Genomic DNA, 23,991 nt, shown 5'->3' on the forward strand with positions numbered 1-23,991 from the left:
CAAGGCAACGCCGCTGCGTATACTGCGCCGATGGCTCGCATGCTGTACCTACGCGACATCGAGGTCGATGTGCACGTCCGCTGCTGCGCCTGCGGACATGAAGGCGTGCTGCCGCGCGCCAGGCTGCAGCGGCGGTTCGGACCCAACTACCCGGTGCTCTCCATCGCCCCGCACTACCGCTGCTCGAAGTGCGATTCCCGTGACACGGAGACTCGGCCGGCGCCCGCGCACCTGTCCGTCGTGACGGCGGCGGAGGCGGAAGTACCCGCCCAGGCCCCCACCTTCGCCGGCCCGCTCGCCGCCCTGCAAGGGCTGCTCGACGCGGTGCGCAGCCGCGACGGGGAGGAGCAAGGGGATGAAAAGGCGGACTCGCGCGAGGCCGTCCAGCCACCGCCCTGCGAACCGGTGAAGCCGGGCAAGCACAAGCCGGCGGAGCCGGCAAAGCATAAGCCGGCCGAGCCGGACGACATACCGCTTGAAGCGCTGATTGCCGATGGCCCGCCAGCACCCGAGTCGGGGCGCCGCCCGCTGTGGGAGCCCATTTCGCTGGCCGACATGGCGGCCCGCCTGGAAGCCGATGAGCCTCCGGCCGATGAGGGCACCCTTCCCGAACAGGCAGAACCGGCAACGGTGGAGGAAGAGCCACTCGACTGGACCATCGCTGCCCTGCGCGGCATGATCGACGCCGGTGACAAGGACGAGAGGACAAACGACGAGGGCAAAGAGGACGAAGAGGACGCCCTGCCGCCCGTCTTCTCGCCCAAAGCCCTGGTGCGCAGCGACTTCGACGAGGACGAGAACGAAGACGAGTTCGACGACGCCGCCGGCTTCGGCGACGAACTCCCCGACGCGGACGAGGAGCCGTCGGAGGAGGAGATCCTCGCCTTCGCCATCCGCGACCCGGAAAAGGCCCCGCCGCCTTGGGAGCGGGACCGCGGCTGGGAACGCGAACCCGACGACCAGCCGCTCGACAAGACCATCGCGGCGCTCCGCAACATGGTGCAGGAAGCCGCCGCCGAACCCGCCGGTGCGGAGGAGGATGCCGAGGACGACGAGCCGCCCGCGCGCCCGCGTTTCGCCATCGTGGATTCCGCTTTCGAGGACGACGACACCAAAGACATCGGGGTCGAGAACATTGCCGTTGGGGACATTGCCGGCAGGGCCGACGATGCCCCCCGCATGCGACCGCTGACGGACGAAGCCCCCGAACCCGAGCCGGACGAGGCGCCCAAGCCCCGGAAATCCGCCCAGGAACTGGAGATGGAAGAGGCGCTGAAGGCCCTGCGCGCCCTCGTCGAGGCCGACGATCCTGAGGAGGAGGAGCACCGCCCCCTGTCGCTCGCCGAGATCGTCCGGCAGAAGGAAGACCCGTCGGACAGGGATTCGAAGGCGCTGTCGCCGACCGACATCTACGCCCCCGGCGAACGGGCGCCCTGGGACGACGATGCCACGACCGTTGATCTGGTGGACGAGGTCAAGGACGAAGAGGACGACGAAAAGTCGGCCAAGTCAGCCCCCAGCCCGCTCGACAAGACCATCGCCGCCCTGCGCGGCATGCTGGAACTGGACGGCAAGCGCGGCCGGTAACCGGCCGCCGCCTTACCCGTTCTCCGCCAGCACCGTCCCGGCCAGATAGAGCGACCCGCAAATCAGCACGCGCGCCGGACCCGGCACGCGGCCCTTCAGGTCGGCCAGAGCCTCCGCCACACCTTCCGCAGCGGCCGAGTCGGCGATGCCGCAGGCGCGCGTCGCGACAGCGGTGTCCTCGGCGGACAGCGACGCCTCTTCGCCTGGAATGGAGACGGTGCGCGCGGCGGTGACGAAGGGCGCCAGCGGCCCCAGGAACTCCTGCGGCTCCTTGCTCGCCAGCATGCCGTAGACCAGCAGCAGCGGGCGGACTGGTTCCTCCTTGGCCCAGGAGGCAGCCTGCACGGCCAGCACCTCGCCCGCCGAATCGTTGTGACCGCCGTCCAGCCACAGTTCCCAGCCCTCGGACAGGCTGTCGGCCAGCGGACCACGGGTCAACCGTTGCAGGCGGGCCGGCCACTCCACGGCGGCGAGGCCCCGGCGCATCGCCTCGTCGTCCACGGTCAGCGGCAGATGGTCGAGGCAAGCCAGCGCCACCCCGGCGTTGACGATCTGGTGAGCCCCGGCCAGCCCCGGCGGCGGCAGGTCCAGCGCGCGCCGGGCGCTCTCGAACCGAAAGCCACCCTCGGTCGGCGTGACGCGCCAGTTGTAGACCGGCGCTCCGACCTCGGCGGCCCGCGCGGTCAGCGCCCGTTCCGCCTCTTCCTGCGGCTGCGGGGCCAGCACGGCGGGGACGCCCGGCTTGAAGATGCCAGCCTTCTCGCCCGCGATGGCTTCCAGCGTGTCGCCCAGGAACTGGCGGTGGTCGTAGGAGATGCGCGTGATCGCCGTCACCGCCGGCCGGTCCACCACGTTGGTGGCGTCCAGCCGCCCGCCGAGCCCAGTCTCCAGCAGCACCACGTCCGCCGGCTCCCGCGCGAAGGCTAGGAAGGCGGCGACGGTGGTCACCTCGAAGAAGGTGATCGGCTGTCCGGCGTTGGCGACTTCGCAGTCCTCCAGCAGGGCGGCCAGCCGGTTGTCGTCGATCAGCTTGCCGGCCAGCCGGATGCGCTCGTGAAAGCGCACTAGGTGCGGCGAGGTGTAGACGTGAACGCGGTATCCCGCCGCCTCCAGCATGGCGCGCAGGAAGGCGACCGTGGAGCCCTTGCCGTTGGTCCCCGCCACATGGACGACCGGCGGCAATTGGCGTTCGGGATGGCCGAGCGCCGCCAGCAGCCGGTGCACGCGGTCCAGCGACAGGTCGATGACCTTGGGGTGCAGCCCCTTCAAGCGGTCGAGCACCGGGTCGGCGCGCGACCCCTCAGGCTTGGTCCCCACGGATGCTTCCTAAGTTTGGGTGGACGGGCGTCAGGCCGGCTGCTCGGCGCCCGCCTTCACGGCTCCGGCCTGGGTCGGCGTCGCGTCGGCCGCTTCGGCCTGGGCCGCCGTCTTCTCCGCGTGGTCCGGGGGGATGATCTCCTCCCCGTCCGACGCGACGCCCAGCTTCGGCTGCATCAGCAGGCCCAGCGTGCGGATCAGCGTCGGACGCAGGTCGCGGCGATGGACGACCATGTCCACCATGCCGTGCTCCAGCAAATATTCGGAGCGCTGGAAGCCCTCCGGCAGGGTCTCGCGGATCGTGCTCTCGATCACGCGGGCGCCGGCGAAGCCGATCTGCGCGCCGCGCTCGGCGATGTGGATGTCGCCGATCATGGCGAAGGAGGCCGTGACGCCGCCGGTGGTCGGGTCGGTCAGGACCACGATGTAGGGCAGGCCCGCTTCCTTGACCATCTCCACCGCGATGGTGGAGCGCGGCATCTGCATCAGCGACAGGATGCCTTCCTGCATGCGCGCGCCGCCCGAGGCCGGAACGGCGATCAGCGGCGCATTCAGCGCGATGGCCGTGCGGGCGGCGGTCAGGATGCCCTCGCCCACGCCGATGCCCATGGAACCGCCCATGAAGCCGAAGTCGAAGGCCGCGACGACCGCCGGCTGCCCACCGATCAAGCCGGAGCCGACGACGATGGCGTCATGGCGCCCGGTCTTCGACTGGGCCTCCTTCAGGCGGTCGGTGTAGCGCTTCTGGTCGCGGAACTTCAGCGGATCGACCACCGACTTCGGCAGTTCCACCGTCTCGTAGGCGCCGTCGTCGAACAGCGTGGTCAGGCGCTTGATCGGGTCCAGCCGCATGTGGAAGCCGCAGTGCTGGCAGACGTTCAGGTGCTCTTCCAGATCGCGGTGGAACAGCATCGCCTCGCAGTTCGGGCACTTGTGCCAGAGGTTGTCCGGAACCTCCTTGCGGGCGTAGAGGGCGCGGATCTTGGGGCGGACGTAGTTGGTCAGCCAGTTCATCGAAGTCTTTCCTCTTTTCCCGCTCTCAGATGCGCGCCTTGCGCACGCCGGCCGACAATTCGCGCACGAAGCCCAGCACATCCTCGGCCAGACCCGGACGAGCCTTGCCTTCGGCGTCGATTCCGTCCGCGATGCGGGTGACGATGGCGGAGCCCACCACCGCCGCGTCGGCGATGCGGGCGATGTTGGCGGCCTGATCCGGCGTCTTGATGCCGAAACCGACGGCGACTGGCAGGTCGGTGTGGCGCTTCAGCCGCCCCACCGCCGCGCCGACGGCCGTGTTGTCGGCGCTGGCCGTGCCGGTGATGCCGGCGATCGACACGTAATAAACGAAGCCCGACGTGTTCTGCAGCACCACCGGCAGGCGCTGGTCATCGGTGGTCGGCGTCGCCAGACGGATGAAGTTCACCCCGGCCTTCAGCGCCGGGATGCACAGCTCCTCGTCCTCTTCCGGCGGCAGATCGACGATGATCAGGCCGTCGACCCCCGCTTCCACCGCGTCGGCCAGGAAGTGGTTCACGCCGTAGGCGTGGATGGGGTTGTAATAGCCCATCAGGATGATCGGCGTCGCGCCGTCCTTGGCGCGGAAGCCGCGCACGAGGTCGAGGACCTTGCGCGTGGTCATGCCGCCGTTCAGCGCGCGCAGGCTGGCGGCCTGGATCGCCGGGCCGTCGGCCATCGGGTCGGAGAAGGGCAGGCCCAGCTCGATCAGGTCGGCGCCGGCGTCGGGCAGGCCGTCCAGGATCGTCCGGCAGGTCTCCAGGTCCGGATCGCCCGCCGTGATGAAGGTGACGAGGCCCGCGCGCCCCTCCGCCCGCAGCTTGGCGAAGCGGTGGGCAATACGACCGGTGTCGTGGTTCACAGCTTCACTCCCAGGTGCTGGGCGACGGAGAAGATGTCCTTGTCGCCGCGGCCCGACAGGCACAGCACCATGAGGTGGTCCTTGGGCAGTTTCGGGGCGCGCTTGACGATTTCGGCCAGCGCGTGCGCGGATTCCAGCGCGGGGATGATGCCCTCGGTGCGGGCGCAGAGCTGGAAGGCGTCCAGCGTCTCCTGGTCGGTGGCCGAGACATACTCGACCCGGCCGACGTCGTTCAGCCACGCGTGCTCCGGCCCGACGCCCGGATAGTCGAGGCCGGCGGAGATCGAGTGGCCCTCGATGATCTGCCCGTCCTCGTCCTGCAGCAGGTAGGTGCGGTTGCCGTGCAGCACGCCCGGACGCCCCCCGGTGATGGAGGCGGCGTGCTCCAGCGGGCCCTTCTCGATGCCGTGGCCGGCGGCCTCGACCGCGATCATCGCCACGGACGGGTCGTCCAGGAACGGGTGGAACAGGCCGATGGCGTTCGACCCGCCGCCGACGCAGGCGACCAGCGAATCCGGCAAGCGGCCTTCCAGTTCCTGCATCTGAACGCGGACCTCGTCGCCGATGACGGACTGGAAGTCGCGGACCATGGCCGGGTACGGGTGCGGACCGGCGGCGGTGCCGATCAGGTAATAGGTGTCGGCGACGTTGGTGACCCAGTCGCGCAGCGCCTCGTTCATCGCGTCCTTTAGCGTCCTGGCGCCGGAGGTGACGGGAACGACCTCCGCCCCCAGCAGCTTCATGCGGAAGACGTTCGGCTGCTGCCGGGCGATGTCGGTCTCGCCCATGTAGATGACGCAGGGCATGTCGAACAGCGCGCAGACCGTGGCCGTCGCCACGCCATGCTGCCCGGCGCCCGTCTCGGCGATGATGCGCGTCTTGCCCATGCGGCGGGCCAGCAGGATCTGCCCGATGCAGTTGTTGATCTTGTGCGCGCCGGTGTGGTTCAGCTCCTCGCGCTTGAAGTAGATCTTCGCGCCGCCGAGCTTTTCCGTCAGCCGTTCCGCATAATAGAGCGGGTTCGGCCGGCCCACATACTGCTTGAGATGCTGGCGGATCTCGCCCTCGAAGGCGGGATCGGCTTTGGCCGCCTTGTAGGCTTTCTCCACCTCAAGGATCAGCGGCATCAGCGTCTCGGCGACGAAACGTCCGCCATAGATGCCGAAATGCCCGCGCTCGTCGGGACCGGAACGGAAGGTGTTGGGTCTGGTCATCGCCTGGGAAACTGCCTGAAGCGGGTCGCACGGCACCCGGAAGGCGCCACCATAGCGGCGGTCGCCACGGATTTGAAGCGTCCGCCCACCATGCCCCGCAACATGGGGACATGACGGGGCGGGACAAGGGGCCGGCGTCTCCCTTGACGTAAAAACTGAACGGGATTAAATTAATGTCGTTCATTTTATCCAACGACGCTGAAAGCGCACGCATGGCCCGGCCCCGCAAGGAAGAGGCGATCGACATTCCTGCCCGCGCTGTAACGGAAACCGTCCGCCTGCTCGCGCACCGGGACGTCGGGTCGATCACCATGGCGGACGTGGCCGCCGCGGTCGGCTGCCGGGCGCCCGCCCTCTACAACCACTTCCGCAACAAGGACGCGCTTCTGCGGGCGGTGCATGACGCGGGCTTCGAAAAGCTCTACGCGGAAAAACTCGCGGTCGCGGCGAACACCGGCAAGGACGCCATCGCCCGGCTGCGTGAGGGCGGCATGGCTTACCTGCGCTTCGCGCTCGAAAATCCAGCGCTTTATCAGCTGATGTTCAACGCCCCGCCCGTCGCCGGCCTGCCAGACAACCCGTTCGCAACCGACATCGGCCTGCGACTGCTGGGCTTTCTGCGGGCCAGCATCGCCGGGTGCCAAGCGCTGGGCTATCTGCCCGGCCGCGAACCGGATGTCGTCGCCTTCACCCTGTGGTCCACGGTTCACGGCGCCGCGTCGCTGATGATCGGCGACCGCGTTCCCGCCGGCATCGGCGACCGGACGGCACTGGCCACCGCCACCGTCGATGCGGTCATGGACATGATCGGAGCGACGCGCCCCCCGGCACCGCCACCGTGAGACGCCGCCCGCTCCCCGTACGGACAGGAGGTCCCTATGCGCATGTCCCTGGCCGCCTTGCTGGTGGCCGCCCCCATCCTCGCCGCCGCCGGCACGGTCGGCTTATCGTCGGCCAGGACCGAAGCCGACATCGCCGCCCACGCGGCCAAGGTCCAGGAAACCGCGCGGACGGCCCTGCCGCCAGCGCTCGACCCGGTGACGCTCGCCACGCTGCCGCCTCCCGTGCAGGCCTATTTCCGCTTTACCTTCCCGCAGCCGCCGCGTCCGTTTCGGACAGTCACCCTCGCCCAGGAAGGCGAGTTCCGCCGCCCGCGCAGCGAGGGCTTCGCGCCGACCACCGCCGAACAGACCATCGCGGTCGGCACCCCGGCCCTGCTGTTCGCCGCCACGACACCGATCCTGCCCGGCGTCTGGGCACGCGCCTACGACGCCTTCGCCGATGGCAGGATGGAGATGAAGGCCCGAATCCTGTCGACCGTCACCGTGGTCGATGAACGCGAGAACGACGCGCTCAACCGCATGTCGCTGCGCCGCTGGCTGCTGGAAAGCCCACTTTATCCCATGGCGCTGCTGCCGGGCGGCCCGGTGCGGTGGGAGTCGGTGGACGCAACGCGCGCCCGCGCCGTCGTGTCCTCGGGCGGGCTGGAAGCTACCCTCGTCGCGACCTTCCGGCCGGACGGCAGCCTGGAGCGGTTCGACGCCGAGGCCGATGGCGATCTCGACACGCCCTATCACGGCTCCGGCGAGCACGTCACGCGCACGGACTACCGTCTGGTCGATGGCATGATGATCCCCATGGGATTCGAGATCGCGCGGGCCGCCAAGGGCGAGCGGCATCCCTTCTGGCGCGGGCGGGTGACCAGCATCGCCTTCGCGCCGTAAGCCGCCCTCCCCCGAAAGGCACGCCGCGGATCCTGTTACCCCTCGGCCTTCGCGATGCCTTCCCACAGCCCGTTCAGGTACACGGCCCCGAGCGCCCGGTCATAGAGCCCATAGCCCGGCTTGCCGGTCTCGCCCCAGATCATGCGGCCGTGGTCCGGGCGGACGTAGCCGTCGAAGCCCGCCTCGTAATAGGCCTTCACGATCTCCGCCATGTCGAGCGAACCGTCCGCCGAGCGGTGGCTGGTCTCGTAGAAGTCGCCCGCCTCGGTGACCTTCACGTTGCGCAGGTGCGCGAAGTGGATGCGCTTGCGCCCGGCGAATTCCCGCACCAGCGCCGGAATGTCGTTCTTGCACGAGGCGCCCAGCGAGCCGGAGCACAGCGTCAGCCCGTTGGCCGGATCGTCCACGATGTCGAGCAGGCGCAGCAGGTCGGCGCGGTTCTTCACGATGCGCGGCAGACCGAAGATCGGGCGCGGCGGATCGTCCGGGTGGATCGCCATGCGGATGCCGGCCTCGGCCGCGACCGGGATGACCTTCTTCAGGAAATACTCCAGGTTCCCCCAGAGCGCCTCCTCGTCGACCGCCTCATACTCGGCCAGCAGGGCGCGCAGTTCCTCGGGGCGGTAGCTGGCGTCCCAGCCCGGCAGGGAAATGCCCTGGCTGACGTCGATCCGGTCCACCGTCTCGACCTCGAAGGACAACGTCGTCGAACCGTCGGGAAGCCGCATCTCCAGCGAGGTGCGCGTCCAGTCGAACACCGGCATGAAGTTGTAGCAGACAACCTTGATGCCGCACCGGGCAAGGTTCTTCAGGGTCGTGCAGTAATTCTCGATCAGGCGGTCGCGGGTCGGCTTGCCCAGCTTGATGTCCTCGTGGACCGGGACGCTCTCGATCACTTCCAGCGTCAGGCCATGCGCTTCGATCTTGTCCTTCAGCGCCTGGATGTTCTCGACCGGCCAAGCCTCGCCGACCGGAACGTCGTACACGGCGGACACGATGCCCTGCACGCCGGGGATCTGGCGGATGTGGCTGAGCGGGATCGGATCGCTGTCGCCGTACCACCGGAACGTCATCTTCATGATGCACCATCTCGAATGAGCGATTGCCGGCCAACCGGTCCAGTGGTCTACTGGCCTGACCAGTGGACCACAGCCTACGCCTCACGCACGGTTGCCGCAAGATGGAAGCGATGGCGCATTGGTGGCGCGATCGCCCTTGATGTTGCGCCGGTCCAGACGCATTGCTATCGCCGCTGGGCCTTGGAGCCCCATGTTCCGGAGTCGCCTGCCATGGATCTGCCGACGGTCAAGGTCGAGCGTCTGTACCGCCAGATTTCCAACATCCTCATCCGGTACATCCGCGAGGGCCACTTCGCGCCCGGACAGCTGCTGCCGGGCGAGCGTGACTTGGCGAAGCAGCTGGGGGTCAGCCGCTCCTCGGTCCGCGAGGCGCTGATCGCGCTGGAGATCAACGGCTGGGTGGAGATCCGGACCGGGCACGGCGTCTTCGTGTCGCAACGGCTTCCCGACGCGTCGGAGGTCCCGTCCGACGAGAGCGTCGGAGTCGCCTGCCTGATGGAGGCCCGCGAGGTCGTCGAGGGCGAAATCGCCGCGCTGGCCGCCCGGAACGGCACCGACGAGCAACTGGCCGACATCGCCCGCCTCGTCGATGTCATGGAGAGCGAGGTGGCCGACCGCGCCGCCTTCCACGGCCACGACCGGCAGTTCCACCAGCTGATCGGCGCCATGACCGGCAACCCGGTGTTCGTGGAGATCACCGACCTGCTATGGAAGAAGCGGCAATCCCTCCACTACGCCGCCTTCGAGAAGCAGTTTTCGGGGGAAACGGTGGCCCGCAGCATGTGCGCCGACCATCGCGCCATCCTCGGCGCGCTGCAAGGCCGCAACGCAGAAGCCGCCAAGTCGGCGATGCAGGCGCACATCCGGAACGCCTACGATCAACTCTTCGGGGTGCAGGGGCCGTAACGCGCCACCACCGCGCCCTACCTCGAACGGACGGTCGTGCCACCCCCGCTTGTCCCGACGAAAGGCCTGGACTAGTCTCTGCCTCGTGAACGCGTTTACCAAACCATACGCCCTCGCAGCGCTCGGGTTGGCGGCGGGCTTCGGCGCGGCCGCCGACCCCTCGTCGCCGCTCGTCCTGGGGATGGCCGGCGTGCTCGGGGCCGCCAGCTTCGGCGGCTTCTTCTGGAGCGCCAAGCGGAACCGCCGCGACACCGACCGGCTGTCGTCGGAGATCGCGCGGCTGGAAGCCCTGCTGACCGCCTGCCCCCACCCTTGGTGCGCCTGGGACGCGGAAGGGACGACTTTGGCTTCGCCCGACTGCGCGACTCTGCTCGGCACCGGCGCCTTGACTGGGACGGTGACGGGCGACCTGTCCGCCGCCTTCTCCCCAACCGACGCCCCCCGCGTCGCCGAGGCCGTGCGGCGGCTGCGCGCGAAGGGCGACAGCTTCCGGCTGGAGGCCGTGACGAAGACCGGCCGCCGCCTGCGCCTTGCCGGGCGGCGCGCTGGCCCGGCCTCTGGCGAGAATGCCAACGGCTCCTCACTCGACGTGGTCTGGCTGGAAGACCTGACCGAGCAGGGCCGCGAACAGGAAGGACTGACCCAGGCGCGCGACACCGCCCAGTCGGCGCTGGCCGACTTGCGGGCGGCGATGGACGCGCTGCCCGTGCCGGTGTGGCTGCGCGGCGCCGACCTCGGGCTCGCCTGGTGCAACCGCGCCTACGCCCGCGCCGTGGACGCCGACCCCGCTGCCGTGCTGGAGGCGCGGACGGAGCTGGCCTCGGCCGGCGCCGGCCGGGCCTTGGCCGAGCGGGCGCGCGACGCCGGGGTGGCCCAGTCGGAGCGGGTGACCGTGGTCGTCGGCACCGAACGCCGCCTGCTGGAGGTGACCGAGGCCCCGCTGCCCGCCCCGGACGGGACCGGCACGTTGGTGGTCGGCTACGCCCTCGACCTCACCCAGGCGGAGGAACTGCGGACGGAGCTGAACCGCCATCTCGCCGCCCACGCGGAGGTGCTGGAGAAGCTCGGCACCGCCATCGCCATCTTCGGGCCGGACATGCGGCTGACGTTCTTCAACCACGCCTACGCCCAGCTGTGGGAACTGGACGAGGCATGGCTGCGCGGCGAGCCCACCCATTCTGAGGTGCTGGAGGATCTGCGCGCCCGCCGCCGCCTGCCGGAATACGCCGACTACCAGACCTTCAAGCGCGAACGGCTCGGCCGCTACACCCGCCTGATGGAGCCGGCGGAGGAAATGATGCACCTCCCCGACGGCACGACGCTGCGCTTTCTGGCCGCGCCCCACCCCATGGGCGGGCTGATGCTGATCATGGAGGACGTGACCAACACGCTGGCGCTGGAGTCCTCCTACAACACGCTGATGGCGGTGCAGCAGGAGACGCTGGACAACCTCGCCGAAGGCATCGCCGTGTTCGGCGGCGACGGCCGGCTGAAGCTGTCCAACCCCGCCTTCGCCCGCATCTGGGACCTGCACGACGACGATTTGCAGGGCGAGCCGCACATCTCCGACCTGTTCGAGCGGATGCGGCCCTTCCTGGAGAACGGCGGCGACTGGGATTCCCTGAAGGACGAGATGATCGGCGCCACGCTGGAACGGGCCGTGCGCTCCGGCCGGCTGGAGCGGGCGGACGGCTCGGTGGTGGAGTTCTCGACCCTGCCGCTGCCGGACGGGGCGGTGCTGAACAGCTATCTGGACGTGACCGACAGCGCCCGGCTGGAGCAGGCGCTGCGCGCCTCCAACGCCGCGCTGGAGGCCGCCGACCAGCTGAAGAGCGAGTTCATCGCCAACGTCTCCCACCACCTGCGCACACCGCTGAACGGCATCATCGGCTTCGCCGAGGTGCTGGCGAACCAGTATTTCGGCGAATTGAACGCCCGCCAGCTGGAGTATGTGAAGAGCGTCCTGAACGCCGGCGAGCGGCTTTTGGAGCTGATCGACGACGTGGTGGACATGACCAGCCTGGGCGCCGGCGTGACGACGCTGGAGCGCGGCCCGGTGGACGTGACCGACCTGATCGAGACGGTCGCCGGCCTGACCCGCGAATGGGCGCGGCGCGAGGGGCTGAAGCTCGACGTCGAGGCCCCGACCGCGCTGGGCGAGGTGGAGGGCGACGCCAAGCGGTTGAAGCAGGCGCTGTTCACCCTGGTGGTCGGCGCCATCCGCAATCCGCCGACCGACCGCCGCATCCTGCTGTCCGGCGAGCGCACCGACACCACCCTGACCCTGACCGTCAGCGGCGGCGTGACCTCGGCCGAGGCCATGGGCCTGCCGTCCCGCTACGACCGCACCGACCCGCGCGGCGCCGCGGCGCTTGGCCTGTCGCTGGTCCGCAACGTGCTCGAACTGCACGGCGGCCGGCTGGAGGTGGAGGAATGGCCCGGCAACGGCGCCCGCGTCTGCTGCGTGCTGCCGATCCGAAACCCGTGATTACCCCTGCCGCCGTTTTGGTTCGACGAAGGGCTGGGCCTCCTGCCCCAGTGGCGAGGCCGGTGCGTCCCTCGTGATCAGCCGCGCGCCGCGCTGGTAGGTCACGTAGCGCCACAGCCACTGCATGGTCACCAGCACCCGCTTCTCGAAGCCGACCAGCAGATAGACGTGGACGATGGCCCACAGCACCCAGGCGAACCAGCCCTTCAGCCTGCGCTTGCCGAAGTCGAACACCGCAGCACTCCGCCCAACGATGGCCGTGTTGCCCCGGTTGTGGAAGCAGAAGGCCGGCATCGCCTCGCCCCGCGACAGGCTGGCCTCCAGCGCCCGGCCCAGATGTTCGCCCTGCTGCTTGGCGACCTGCGCCAGCCCCGGCAACGGCTTGCCGTCGTCGCCCGCGAGGACGGCCGTGTCGCCCAGCGCATAGACGCCCTCCAGTCCGGGCACCGACAGGTCCGGGGCGACCGGAATGCGACCGGCGCGGTCGGTCTCCACCCCCAGCCATTGCCCGGCCGGAGACGCTTTAATGCCCGCGCCCCACACGATGGTCCCGGCCGGAATGAAGCGCCCGCCGATGGTGACCCCGCCCGGCTCGATCTTCTCCACCGCCTGGCCGGTCAGTACCACCACCCCAAGCTCCTCCAGCTTCCGCCGGGCGTAGTTGGACAGGTCTTCCGGAAAGGCGGCGAGGATGCGCGGCCCCGCCTCGACCAGCAGCACTTTGGCCGCGCGCGGGTCGATGCGGCGGAAGTCGCGGGCCAGGGCGTGCCGCGCCAACTCGGCGATGGACCCGGCCATTTCCACGCCGGTCGGTCCGCCCCCGACGATGATGGAGGTCATCAGCGCCGTCTGCCGAGCCGGATCCTCGCACATCTCCGCCTGTTCGAAGCTCATCAGCAGCCGGGCGCGAATGGCCCGCGCGTTCTCGATGGTCTTCAGGCCGGGGGCGACCTCCGCCCACTCGTCGTGGCCGAAGTAGTTGTAGGAAGACCCCGTCGCCAGCACCAGCCGGTCATAGGGGACGAAGCTGCCGTCGGCCAGCATGACCTTTCTCTGCGCAAGGTCGATCCCGGTCACCTCCCCCATCACCACGTCGATGTTGGGGTGGCGGCTGAGGATGCGGCGGATCGGCTCGGCGATGTCGGCCGGCGACAGGGCGGCGGTCGCCACCTGGTACAGCAGCGGAACGAACAGGTGATAATTGTGCCGGTCAATCACCGTGACGCGGATGTTGGTGCCGCCCAATTCCTCCGCGCAAGCCAGCCCGCCGAAGCCAGCGCCCACGATGACCACATGCGGGCTGTTATTGACGGGCGCGGGCGTTCGGTCGAGATGGGGCACGGCCCGGAATCTCCAGTTGGTCACTATCCCAACTGAAGAACCGTCCGTGCCACCCTTTGTTGCACCGCATCGGACGCAGGCGCCGAGGTCGAAGGACACATGCAGCCTTGTCCCTCGCCTCTCGGAAGCGTGTCATACCGTCGCGCTAAAGCGCTGACACACCCGCTCTTTCTTCATCGTCATGCCCGGCCTTGAGCCGGGCATCCACGGCGGCTCCGGCACGCATTCGCAACGACGTGGATGGCCGGGTCAAGCCCGGCCATGACGGTTTGAGGTGTGTCAGGACTTCCGCTCGGCGATATCACGTAGCAAAGAGAATATTTCGAAGATTGCTGTCGTAGGTCACGCCGACCAGGAGAAGGGACGACTGCTCGTCGATGGTCACCAAGGTGCTGGCCGTGCCTCCGTAGTCATAGGCTTCAAGCCCCACATCCGCGTACTTAACGCCTTTCACCTTGACGTGGTCCTGCTCCAGCACGAAGCCGTTCACGATGTCCTGCCCAGTGCCCCAGCGGGAACTTTCAACGTAGACGATGTCAGCCGCACCGTCGTCTCCGAGCAATTCGCTTTCTCCAAGATAGAAGAAATCGGCTCCATTCCCGGCATCGATGGTGTCCGCCCCCAGACCGCCAATCACGACATCGTTGCCATCACCATCCTGAATATAGTCGTTGCCCGTCCCGCCGTTGACGAAGTCATCCCCTCTCCAGCCGAGCAACACGTCATTCCCTTGAAGCCCGGAGATCACGTCGGCATCGGACGTGCCCTTGATACGATCAACTCCCTCACCGCCCGTTAAAGTCGCCATGGCGTTTACTCCCAAATTTATTACAGACTCCGGCTTCATGATTAACGACAGCGACACACAATTAAATAACTAAAAATGATTTATCGAGTTGATCAGACTTCTGTATTTGTAATTTACAGCCACCTTGTCGCGGTAATCACACCACGACCTAATAGGGGCTAGCGGCATTTCGGTAACAGGAGAAGCCACCCAGCCGGGCATCAGCGCGGCAGCATCACCGTCACCCGCAAGCCCCCCCCTACCCGGTTGGCCAAGGCGATGTCGCCGCCATGCCCGCGCAGGATGGTCCGGGCGGTGGACAGGCCCAGCCCGACGCCGCCCGTGTCGCGGGACCTGGACCGCTCCAGCCGGTAGAAGGGGGTGAACACCTTCTCGAACTCGTCTTCCGGGATGCCGGGGCCGCCGTCCTCGATCTCTATGCGGGCCTGCCCGTCCTCCGGCACCAGCCGCACGGTGAAGCCGCCGCCATAGGCGATGGCGTTGTCCATCAGGTTGGCGAAAGCCCGCCGCAACGCCACCGGCCGCCCGTCCACCACGGCGTGCGGCGGCCCTTCGTAGGCGGCGTCGTGGCCGGCGTCCACCCGGTCGTCGCACAGGCTCTGCAGCAGATCGGCGAGATCGAGGGGCCCTCGCGGTTCGCGCTGAGCGTCGTCGCGGGCAAAGGCCAGCGTCGCCTTGATCATCGCCTCCATCTCATCAAGGTCGGCGAGCATCTTGCGCTGCATCTCCGGATCCTCGACCAGCTCGGCGCGCAGGCGCAGGCGGGTCAGCGGGGTGCGCAGGTCGTGGCTGATGGCGGCCAGCATCTGCGTGCGGTCGGCGACGAAGCGGGCCAGCCGCGCCTGCATCCGGTTGAAGGCGCGGGTGGCGGCGCGCAGCTCGCGCGGGCCGGCCTCGGGCAGCGGCTGCGCCTCGCCGTCCACGCCCAACCGCTCGGCCGCTTCGGCGAAGCGGGCAATGGGGGCGGTCAGCCGACGCGCCGTCCACAGCGAGACCAGCGCGATGGCCGCCACGATGCCCGCCATCCACAGAACGAAGCGCAGCAGCCGGAACGGCCCTTCCAGCGGGTCGCCGCCGGAGAAGACCAGCCACGTCCCGTCCACCAGCTGCACCGACAGGCGCACATCGGTACCCCAGTGATGCTCCTCCACCGGGAAAGGACCGGGCAGCGGCCGTTCGCGGCGGGTTTCCACCACCACGGTCCGGTGCGGGTCATCGAGAGCGTTGCGGACGGCGCGGCGCAGTCGTTCGAACGGGAAACCCTCGCGCACGTCGCCGAAACGGGGCTTCTCCCGCTGCCAGTCAACCCGCAGCACCGGATCGTCGATGGCCCGCACCAGCCGCCCCCGCTCGGTGACGGGCGTGCTCTCCACCAGTTGGACGATGGAAGACACCCGCTGGACCAGCACACGGAACCCGTGGACCGGCCGCCCTTCCGGCCGGTCGGTCAGGTAGACGAGCGCGCTGACCGCTTGCGTCAACAGCAGCGCCAGCACCACCGTCAGCGCCATGCGCGCGACGATGCTGTCCGGCAGGAAACGACGTATGCTCAGCCTCGTCACGGGCTCGCCACCACGGCCGGGGTGAACAGGTAGCCGCCGCCCCGCACCGTCTTGATCAGCGTCGGGTCGGCGGGGTCGGGTTCGATCTTGCGGCGCAGGCGGCTGACCTGCACGTCGATGGACCGGTCGAAGGGCACCGCCGACCGCCCCCGCGCCAGATCGAGCAGCTGGTCGCGGGTCAGCACGCGCTGCGGATGCTCGACGAAGGCGACCAGCAGGTCGTACTCGCCGGCCGACAGCTGCACCAGCACCCCGTCCGGCGACCGAAGCTCCCGCTTCGCCACGTCGAGCGACCAGCCCTCAAACTGCAAGGTCTTGCCCGTCGCCCCGCCGGCCACGGGCTGCGCGGTGGCGCGGCGCAGCACCGCCTTGATGCGGGCCAGCAGCTCGCGCGGGCTGAAGGGCTTCGCCAGATAGTCGTCGGCGCCCATCTCCAGCCCGACGATGCGGTCGGTCTCCTCGCCCATGGCGGTCAGCATGATAACCGGCGTCTGCGCCGTGTCGGGCGTAGCCCGCAGGCGGCGGCACAGGCTGAGGCCGTCCTCGCCCGGCAGCATGAGGTCGAGCACGATCAGATCGACGCGCGCCGTTTCCAGCGCGCGCATCATCTCGGCCCCGTCCTTCACGCCGGTGACGCGGTAGCCGTGCCGCGTCAGGAACTGCGCGACGAGGGAGCGGATTTCGCGGTCGTCATCGACCACCAGGAGATGAGGCGTGCGGTCCATGGCCCCATGATCGAACGGGCGCGCGCGAGGGTGAAGGAAAAATGTGTAACGCCACGTTACGGCCGCGGCGGCTGTTACACAGCGTTACCAAGTGACGGATTTGCCGACATCAACCCGCAAAGTTCGGGGCCCATCCTGGGGCCATCGGGAAGGCACACTCCCCTTTGAGCAAGGAGCACCATCCATGAAACGCGCCCTCATGACCACCGCCGCGCTGGTGATCGGCCTCGGCATCGCCGCTCCGGTGTTCGCCCAGCAGCAGCCCGGTCCTGGCGCCAGTGCCGGCCGCGGCGACCCCAGCCGCCACTTCGCCCGCATGTGCGAGGACCAGGACGCCCGTCTGGCCGGCATGCTGGCCTTTGCCGAGAAGAAGCTGAACATCACCGACCAGCAGCGCGCCGCCTGGACCAAGTTCGCCGACACCGCGAAGGCGAGCCAGAAGGTCACGGACGACCTCTGCACCAAGTACAAGGACCAGCCGATGCCGACGGCCCTGCCGCAGCAGCTTGAGCGGATGGACGCCATGATGTCGGCCCGCCTCCAGCAGCTCCAGCAGGTGCGTCCGGCGTTGACCGATCTCTACGCTCAGCTCACCCCTGAGCAGCAGAAGACCGCCGACCAGTTCCTGAACCGCGCCAGCCGCCATATGGGCGGTATGGGCGGCGGCATGGGTGGCGGTATGGGCGAACACCGCATGCGCCACCACGGTCCGGGCGAACCGGGCCAGGGCCCCCGCGGCGGCTGATCGGGTGCCTCCCGTCAGCTGACCGCAAGAGCGAGCCGCCGGCCCCCACCGGCGGCTCGTTTTCTTTGACCGGCAGGCTTTATTCCGCTCCCGGAACGCCCTTGGAGGTGGAGTATTCGAAGTGCAGCGCCTCGCCCGGACGGACCAGCGGGTGGATGGCGTGGGCCGCCTGCGCCGCCTCGGAGAAGCCGCAGAGGATCAGCTTCAGCTTGCCGGGGTATGTGGCGATGTCGCCGATGGCGAAGACGCCGGGGGCGCTGGTCGCGCAGCCGGGCAGGCTGACGTCGATGTGGTTGCGCTCCAGGTTCAGGCCCCAATCCGCGATGGGTCCCAGGTTCATCGACAGGCCGAAGAAGGCCAGCAGCGCGTCGGCCGGCAGGTCCTTCTCCTCGCCGTCCAGCGTGGCGACGCGCACCGCCGACAGCTGCCCGTTCTCGCCCACCAGACCGGAGAGCTGGTAGGGCACGACCATCTCGATCTTGCCCTCGCGCGCCAGCACGTCCATGCGGGCGACGCTTTCCGGGGCGGCGCGGAACTTCGGCCGGCGGTGGACGACGTAGACCTTCTCCGCCACGTCGGCCAGCGACAGCGTCCAATCGACCGCCGAGTCGCCGCCGCCCGCGATCACCACGCGCTTGCCGGCGAAATCCTGGCGGCGGCGAACCATGTAGAAGACCGACTTGCCCTCATACTGCTCCAGCCCGTCCAGCGGCGGGCGGTTCGGGCCGAAGGCGCCGCAGCCGGCGGCGATGATGACCGCCTGGGTGTCGATCTTGGTGCCGATGTTGGTCTCGACCAGCCAGCGCCCCTCGTCCGTGCGGGTCAGCTTCTCGACCTGCTGGCCCAGGTGGTAGGTCGGCGCGAAGGGGGCGGCCTGCTGCGCCAGCCTGTCGATCAGGTCGGCCGCCTCGATGGCCGGGTGGGCCGGGATGTCGTAGATCGGCTTTTCCGGGTACAGGGCCGTGCACTGGCCGCCCACCATGTCCAGCGCGTCCACGACATGGACGTTCATCTTCAGCATGCCGCATTCAAAGATGGCGAACAGGCCCACGGGGCCGGCGCCGACGATGACGACATCGGTGCGGTGGACGGTCTGCGACATGGACGCGATACCTTATTGACGGGGGTGGTGCGGCGGAAGCCCGCGAAATGGCTTTCAATTGTCCGGTTTCGGCCCGGCGGTCAACCCCGTCGAGTCGGCCATGCGCCCGTGCGGGAGGCAATGCCCATCTTTTGCGCCCCGTGACCTCTGCAACAGCCCGCCTTTCCGGCTTGCGGCGGGTGCCGCCGTTCGCCCACAATCCGGCGCCATGACGCACCCCACCATTCACCGCACCGTCCCCTTGCCGGACGAGGCCGCAACCGTGGACCTCGCCCGCCGGCTGGCGCGCGCGCTCGGCCCCGGCGACCTCGTGGCGCTGCGCGGCGACCTAGGCGCCGGCAAGACCGCGCTGTCTCGCGCCCTGATCCGCGCGGTGACGGAGGAGGATGCGGAGGTGCCGTCCCCCACCTTCACGCTGGTGCAGACCTACGACACCGACATCGGCCCGGTCTGGCATTTCGACCTCTACCGCCTGTCCGGCCCCGACGAGGTCACCGAACTCGGCTGGGACGAAGCCCGCGCCGAAGCCGTTCTGCTGGTGGAATGGCCGGACCGGCTGGGCCCCCTGCTGCCCGCCGACCGGCTGGACCTCACCATGACGTTTGCCGGCCCGACCGCCCGCCAGGCGGAGCTGACCGGCCACGGCGCGTGGGCCGAACGCCTCGCCGCCCTGGAGTTGGCCCCATGACCGACCGCGCGCAGGCCATCGCCGCCTTCCTCGCCCGGCACGGCCTGGGCGCCGCCAGGCGTCACCCGCTGGCCGGCGACGCCTCCGCGCGCCGGTATGAGCGCGTGGAGAAGCCTGGCGGCGGCACGGTCATCCTCGTCGACACGCCCGCCCCCGCCGAGGATCTGGTCCCCTTCATCGCCATCGGCGACATCTTGCGGCGGCTCGGCTTCTCGGTCCCCGGGATCCTGGCGGCGGACGTGCCCGCCGGCCTCGCCATCCAGGAGGATTTCGGCGACGACACCCTGTCGCGCCTGCTGGCCGGCGGCGCGGACCCGCGCGCCCTCTACGAACTCGCCACCGACGTCCTGATCGAGCTGCACCGCCGCTTTCCGGTGGAGGAGGCGGCGCGCCTGGAGCTGCCCACCTACGACGCCGCCCTATTCAAGGCCCAGGTCGCCCTGTTCGCCGAGGTCTACGTCTCCGCCGCGACCGGACAACCGCTGTCCGACAGGGCTCGTTCCGACCTCGAAACGGCGTGGGACGCGGTGATCCCCGCCGCCTGCGCCGGGCCGCAATCGCTGCTGCTGCGCGATTACCATGTGGACAACGTGATGCGGCTGCCGCGCCCCGGCGTCCAGGCCGCCGGCATCATCGATTACCAGAACGCCGGGCTCGGCCCCGTCGCCTACGATCTGGTGTCGCTGCTGGAGGACGCGCGGCGCGACGTGCCGGCCGACTTGACGGCCGCCCTGCTGAACCGCTACCTCGCCGCCTTCCCGGACCTGGACGCCGACGCGTTCCGCCGGTCCTACGCCGTGCTGGGCGCCGTCCGGCACGCGCGCATCGTCGCCATCTTCTTGCGGCTGGCGCTGCAACAGCGCCGCCGCGGATACCTCGTTCACCTGCCGCGCGTCTGGCGGCTGCTGGAAGGCCAGCTCGCGAAGCCCGAGCTTGCCCCAGTGGCCGACTGGTTCGCCCGGCATCTTCCGCCGGGAACCCGCGCGGACTTTGTCGTTCCGGAGCCGGATTGATTATGTCCTCTGCTGTGTCTATGCCCAAGAACGCGCCCAAGAAGGCGATGGTGCTGGCCGCCGGTCTGGGCCTGCGCATGCGCCCCCTGACGCTGGAGCGCCCCAAGCCCCTGATCCCCATCCTGGGCAAGCCGATGCTCGACCACGCGCTCGACCGGCTGGAGGAGGCGGGCGTGACCTCCGCCGTGGTGAACAGCCATTACAAAGGCGCGATGATCGCCGAGCATCTGAAGACCCGGAAAAAGCCGGCCATCACCCTGTCGCCGGAAGACGTTCTGCTGGAAACCGGCGGCGGCGTGAAGAAGGCCCTGCCGCAACTGGGCAAGGCGCCGATCTATGTGGTCAACGCCGACATCCTGTGGCTCGACGGCCCGTCGCCGACACTGCGCCGTCTGGCGGCGCACTGGAACCCGGACGAGATGGACGCGCTGCTCCTGCTGATGGCGACCACCAAGTCGGTGGGCTACGACGGCCGTGGCGACTACCACATGGACCCGCTGGGTCGGCTGACCCGCCGCGCCGAGATGGAGATCGCCCCCTTCGTCTTCGCCGGCGTCCAGATCGTGAAGCCGGAACTGTTCAAGGACATGCCGGACGGCCCCTTCTCCACCAACCTCGTCTGGGACCGCGCGCAGGAGGCCGGGCGCCTCTACGGCCTCGCCCACGACGGCCTGTGGTTCCACGTCGGCACGCCGGAAGCCCTCGCCGAGTCCGAAGCGCTTCTGTCGAAGAGCGACACCGTCGTCGTCACCACCTGAGTATCCGATCCTGAGAATCCGATGATGAGCGATCCGGCGGCCAAGGTCTTCACGATTCCGTCCGGCGTGTCCTTCGTGGACACGCTGGCGGCGGGCATCGTGGAGCGCGTGGGCGACGACCCGCTGGCGCTCGCGGGCGTGACCGTCCTGCTGCCGACCCGCCGGTCCTGCCGGTCGTTGCGGGACGCTTTCCTGCGCCGCTCCGGCGGCCGGCCGATGCTGCTGCCGCGCATGAGCCCGCTGGGCGAGCTGGACGCCGACTCCCTCAGCCTGACGGCGGAGGAACTGCCCGGCGTGCCCCTGGAACTGCCGGACGCGGTCAGCGGCCTGAAGCGCCAGCTGATGCTGGCCCGCCTGATCCTGTCGGCCAAGGGCGTTTCCGCCACCACCGCGCAGGCCGTGCGCCTCGGCGCCGACCTCGGCCGTCTGATCGACGCGGTGTGGACGGAGCGCGTGGCCTTCGACCGGCTGGGTTCGCTGGTGCCGGCGGATTACGCCCAGCACTGGCAGGTCACGCTGGAATTCCTGAAGATCGTCACCGAGCACTGGCCGGCGATCCTCGGCGAGAGCGAGCTGACCGACCCGGCGCAACGCCGCAACATCGTGCTGGAAACCCAGGCCAAGCTGTGGCGCGCCGACCCGCCGCAGGGTCTGGTCATCGCCGCCGGCTCGACCGGCTCCATCCCCGCCTCCGCCGACCTTCTGGCCGTCATCGCCCGCCTGCCGCAGGGCGCGGTCGTCCTGCCGGGCTTGGATCAGAGCGCCGACGACACGACCTGGGACGCCATCCGCCGCGACGAATCGCACCCGCAGCACGGGCTTGCCCATCTTCTCGACACGCTTGGTTCCCCGCGAGATTCGGTTCGGCTGTGGAACGATGCCGAGGAACCGCGCGCGCCTCGCGCCCGCCTGATCGCGGAGGCCATGCGCCCCGCCGCGACGACGGAAGGCTGGCGGGACCTGGAGGGCTTCGACGAGACCGCCCTCGCCAACCTCACCCGCATCGACGCCCCGACGTCGGAGGAGGAGGCGTCGGTCATCGCATTGCTGATGCGCCACGCGCTGGAAACGCCGGAAAAGCGCGCGGCGCTGGTCACGCCCGACCGAAACCTCGCCCGCCGCGTCGCCATGGCGCTGTCGCGCTGGGGCATCGTGGTGGACGACTCGGCGGGCCAGCCGCTCGTCCACACCGCCGCCGGCACCTACCTGCGCCTGACCGCCGAGCTGGCGGCCAGCCGCGCGCACCCGCTGGATCTCCTGGCGCTCGCCAAGCACCCGCTGGCGGCCGGCGGGCGCGACCCGTCCGACTTCCGCCACGCCGCCCGCGCGCTGGAGCGCACCGTGCTGCGCGGCCCCCGCCCGGCCGAGGGCTTCGACGGCCTGCTCGCCGCCGTCCGGGCCACGGAGCGGTTCGAGCACAAGGACCAGCAGGCGATCCTGATCGACTGGCTGGAGGACCTCGCCCGCCTCGCCGCCCCCTTCATGGAGGTGCTGTTCAGCAACGCCCCCATCGGCGACCTCGTCCGCGCGCACATCGCCTTCGCCGAGAAGCTCGCCGCCCAGGCCGGGCAGCCCGGCGCCGGCTATCTCTGGCTGCATGACGACGGCGAGGAGGCGGCGCGCTTCGTCCACGAACTGCTGGAAGCCGCCGACGGCTTCCCCGCCGTTCCCGGCACCGACTACCCCGCCCTGCTCGACGCGCTGATGGCGATGCGCGCGGTGCGTCCGCGCTTTGGCCGGCACCCGCGCTTGTCGATCCTCGGCCCCATGGAGGCCCGCCTCCAGCATTTCGACCTGATGATCCTCGGCGGGCTGAACGAGGGCACATGGCCGCCCGACCCCGCCGCTGACCCCTGGATGTCGCGCCCGATGCGCCGCGACTTCGGCCTGCCCAGCCCGGAGCGCATGGTCGGCCTGTCCGCCCACGACTTCACCCACGCCTGCGGCGCGCCCGAGGTGGTGCTGACCCGCGCCGAGCGTGTGGAGGGCACGCCCACAGTTCCGTCCCGCTGGCTGCTGCGCCTGGAAACCGTGCTGCGCGCCCTGAACCTCGACGGCCGCATCGACTTGGCGGGCGAACCCTGGCTCGCCTGGGCGCGCGGCCTGGACGAACCGGACGCCGTGCGGCCCATTCCGCCCCCGGAACCACGCCCGCCCGTGGCCGCCCGGCCGCGCAAGCTGTCGGTCACCCAAATTGAAACCTGGATGCGCGACCCCTACGCCGTCTACGCGCGCCACGTCCTGCGCCTGTCGAAGCTCGACCCCATCGCCGCCGATCCGGGTGCCGCCGACCGGGGCCAGTTCATCCACGCCGCCCTCGACCGGTTCGTGCGCGAGTATCCCGGCCCGCTGCCCGACGACGCCCTGCCCCGCCTGCTCGACCTGGGCCGCGAGGCGTTCGGCCCGCTTCTGCGCACGCACCCCGACGTGTGGGCCTTCTGGTGGCCGCGGTTCGAGCGCATCGCCGAATGGTTCATCGGGCTGGAGCGCGACCGCCGCCTGACCACCAAGCCCCTGGCGACCGAGGTGTCCGGCCAGTTGGTCCTGAACGGCCCCGCCGGCCCCTTCACCCTGACCGCCAAGGCCGACCGCATCGACTCGTCCGGCGAAGGGCTGGTCCTGATCGACTACAAGACCGGCACCCCGCCCTCGACCCGCGAGATCGAGCTTGGCTTCGCCCCGCAGCTTCCCCTGGAGGCCGCCATCGCCGAGGCCGGCGGCTTCGGCGGCGTCGCGGCCAACCGGGTCGCCGAGCTGGCCTTCTGGCGCCTGTCCGGCGGCGACCCGGCCGGCGAGGAAAAGCCCGTGAAGGGCGACCCCGCCGCGCTGGCCGCCGACGCCCGCGCCGGCCTGGAAGAGCTGATCCGCCACTTCGACGACCCGGCCACCCCCTACCGCTCCTGCCCCCGCCCCGCCATGGCCCCGCGCTATACCGACTACGCCCACTTGGCCCGCGTTCAGGAATGGTCGGCGGGTGGCGACGGGGGTGAGGCGTGATGCGGCATGGCCTCCAGACAGGCGTCGGCCAGCGGGCCCCCACCCTAACCCTCCCCCACCT

Annotated in this window: 20 protein-coding genes; 10 read left to right on the forward strand and 10 right to left on the reverse strand. The window is 69.6% G+C overall.

The genetic code is table 11. The features are described 5' to 3' along the window. Window positions 1-39: 39 nt before the first annotated feature. Window positions 40-1,587 carry a DUF2339 domain-containing protein gene (locus J2852_RS03245; protein ID WP_209870887.1) on the forward strand — a complete coding sequence of 516 codons (1,548 nt, stop codon included), beginning with the start codon at window positions 40-42 and terminating at the stop codon, window positions 1,585-1,587. Between the two features lie 12 nt (window positions 1,588-1,599). Here J2852_RS03245 and J2852_RS03250 read toward each other — a convergent pair whose 3' ends face one another. From J2852_RS03250 to trpB, 4 genes are read right to left on the reverse strand one after another with little or no spacing between them, the layout of a single operon-like run. Continuing rightward, window positions 1,600-2,904 carry a bifunctional folylpolyglutamate synthase/dihydrofolate synthase gene (locus tag J2852_RS03250; protein ID WP_209870889.1) on the reverse strand — a complete coding sequence of 435 codons (1,305 nt, stop codon included), beginning with the start codon at window positions 2,902-2,904 and terminating at the stop codon, window positions 1,600-1,602. Between the two features lie 30 nt (window positions 2,905-2,934). Beyond that, a complete protein-coding gene (accD, locus tag J2852_RS03255) occupies window positions 2,935-3,918 on the reverse strand; it encodes an acetyl-CoA carboxylase, carboxyltransferase subunit beta (protein WP_209870891.1) in 984 nt (327 codons plus the stop codon). Between the two features lie 25 nt (window positions 3,919-3,943). Next, entirely contained in the window at window positions 3,944-4,780 is an 837-nt protein-coding gene (gene trpA, locus J2852_RS03260) for a tryptophan synthase subunit alpha (RefSeq protein ID WP_209870894.1), read from the reverse strand. After that, on the reverse strand, window positions 4,777-5,994 hold the full coding sequence (trpB, locus tag J2852_RS03265; protein WP_209870896.1) for a tryptophan synthase subunit beta: 1,218 nt from the start codon (window positions 5,992-5,994) through the stop codon (window positions 4,777-4,779). Before trpB ends, trpA begins: the two co-directional genes overlap by 4 nt. 212 nt (window positions 5,995-6,206) lie before the next feature. Between trpB and J2852_RS03270 the strand changes: the two genes are divergently transcribed. Both J2852_RS03270 and J2852_RS03275 read left to right on the forward strand, forming a co-directional pair. Continuing rightward, entirely contained in the window at window positions 6,207-6,836 is a 630-nt protein-coding gene (locus tag J2852_RS03270; RefSeq protein WP_209870898.1) for a TetR/AcrR family transcriptional regulator, read from the forward strand. A gap of 36 nt (window positions 6,837-6,872) precedes the next feature. After that, entirely contained in the window at window positions 6,873-7,718 is an 846-nt protein-coding gene (locus J2852_RS03275) for a DUF6920 family protein (protein WP_209870901.1), read from the forward strand. 35 nt (window positions 7,719-7,753) lie between these two features. Here the strand turns inward: J2852_RS03275 and uxuA are convergent, their stop codons facing one another. Next, window positions 7,754-8,797, reverse strand: coding sequence for a mannonate dehydratase (gene uxuA / locus J2852_RS03280; protein WP_209870904.1), 1,044 nt, complete (start codon window positions 8,795-8,797; stop codon window positions 7,754-7,756). 210 nt (window positions 8,798-9,007) lie between these two features. Here uxuA and J2852_RS03285 point away from each other — a divergent pair, with 210 nt between their 5' ends. Together J2852_RS03285 and J2852_RS03290 are read left to right on the forward strand one after the other, a co-directional pair. Then, window positions 9,008-9,703, forward strand: a complete 696-nt coding sequence (locus J2852_RS03285; protein ID WP_209870907.1) for a FadR/GntR family transcriptional regulator — start codon at window positions 9,008-9,010, stop codon at window positions 9,701-9,703. 85 nt (window positions 9,704-9,788) lie between these two features. Beyond that, complete coding sequence (locus J2852_RS03290) at window positions 9,789-12,191, forward strand: sensor histidine kinase (RefSeq protein WP_209870910.1); 2,403 nt, start codon at window positions 9,789-9,791, stop codon at window positions 12,189-12,191. On the opposite strand, the gene J2852_RS03295 is transcribed toward J2852_RS03290, so the two are convergent. The 4 genes from J2852_RS03295 to J2852_RS03310 all read right to left on the reverse strand — a co-directional run bounded on the left by J2852_RS03295 (window position 12,192) and on the right by J2852_RS03310 (window position 16,627). Next, on the reverse strand, window positions 12,192-13,532 hold the full coding sequence (locus J2852_RS03295; RefSeq protein ID WP_209870913.1) for an NAD(P)/FAD-dependent oxidoreductase: 1,341 nt from the start codon (window positions 13,530-13,532) through the stop codon (window positions 12,192-12,194). Window positions 13,533-13,833: 301 nt separating this feature from the next. Next, the gene (locus tag J2852_RS03300) at window positions 13,834-14,340 is read right to left on the reverse strand and encodes a calcium-binding protein (protein WP_209872055.1); all 507 of its coding nucleotides are present in this window, start codon (window positions 14,338-14,340) and stop codon (window positions 13,834-13,836) included. A gap of 200 nt (window positions 14,341-14,540) precedes the next feature. Beyond that, window positions 14,541-15,902 carry an ATP-binding protein gene (locus tag J2852_RS03305; protein WP_343206672.1) on the reverse strand — a complete coding sequence of 454 codons (1,362 nt, stop codon included), beginning with the start codon at window positions 15,900-15,902 and terminating at the stop codon, window positions 14,541-14,543. Then, complete coding sequence (locus J2852_RS03310) at window positions 15,899-16,627, reverse strand: response regulator (protein WP_209870915.1); 729 nt, start codon at window positions 16,625-16,627, stop codon at window positions 15,899-15,901. The genes J2852_RS03305 and J2852_RS03310 overlap by 4 nt, the downstream gene beginning before the upstream one ends. Before the next feature lie 184 nt (window positions 16,628-16,811). On the opposite strand from J2852_RS03310, the gene J2852_RS03315 reads away from it, so the two are divergent. After that, window positions 16,812-17,372 carry a Spy/CpxP family protein refolding chaperone gene (locus J2852_RS03315; RefSeq protein ID WP_209870918.1) on the forward strand — a complete coding sequence of 187 codons (561 nt, stop codon included), beginning with the start codon at window positions 16,812-16,814 and terminating at the stop codon, window positions 17,370-17,372. Between the two features lie 79 nt (window positions 17,373-17,451). Here J2852_RS03315 and J2852_RS03320 read toward each other — a convergent pair whose 3' ends face one another. After that, a complete protein-coding gene (locus tag J2852_RS03320; protein ID WP_209870920.1) occupies window positions 17,452-18,474 on the reverse strand; it encodes an NAD(P)/FAD-dependent oxidoreductase in 1,023 nt (340 codons plus the stop codon). Between the two features lie 208 nt (window positions 18,475-18,682). Here J2852_RS03320 and tsaE point away from each other — a divergent pair, with 208 nt between their 5' ends. Genes tsaE through addB form a run of 4 tightly spaced genes read left to right on the forward strand, consistent with a single transcriptional unit; the run spans window position 18,683 to window position 23,930 of the window. Continuing rightward, window positions 18,683-19,162, forward strand: coding sequence for a tRNA (adenosine(37)-N6)-threonylcarbamoyltransferase complex ATPase subunit type 1 TsaE (gene tsaE / locus J2852_RS03325; protein WP_209870931.1), 480 nt, complete (start codon window positions 18,683-18,685; stop codon window positions 19,160-19,162). Further along, complete coding sequence (locus J2852_RS03330) at window positions 19,159-20,175, forward strand: aminoglycoside phosphotransferase family protein (RefSeq protein WP_209870934.1); 1,017 nt, start codon at window positions 19,159-19,161, stop codon at window positions 20,173-20,175. The genes tsaE and J2852_RS03330 overlap by 4 nt, the downstream gene beginning before the upstream one ends. A 2-nt stretch (window positions 20,176-20,177) precedes the next feature. Then, the gene (locus tag J2852_RS03335; protein ID WP_209870936.1) at window positions 20,178-20,933 is read left to right on the forward strand and encodes a nucleotidyltransferase family protein; all 756 of its coding nucleotides are present in this window, start codon (window positions 20,178-20,180) and stop codon (window positions 20,931-20,933) included. Window positions 20,934-20,954: 21 nt separating this feature from the next. Further along, on the forward strand, window positions 20,955-23,930 hold the full coding sequence (addB, locus tag J2852_RS03340; protein WP_425514347.1) for a double-strand break repair protein AddB: 2,976 nt from the start codon (window positions 20,955-20,957) through the stop codon (window positions 23,928-23,930). Window positions 23,931-23,991 lie beyond the last annotated feature (61 nt).

Source organism: Azospirillum soli (assembly GCF_017876165.1).
Lineage (GTDB): Bacteria > Pseudomonadota > Alphaproteobacteria > Azospirillales > Azospirillaceae > Azospirillum > Azospirillum soli.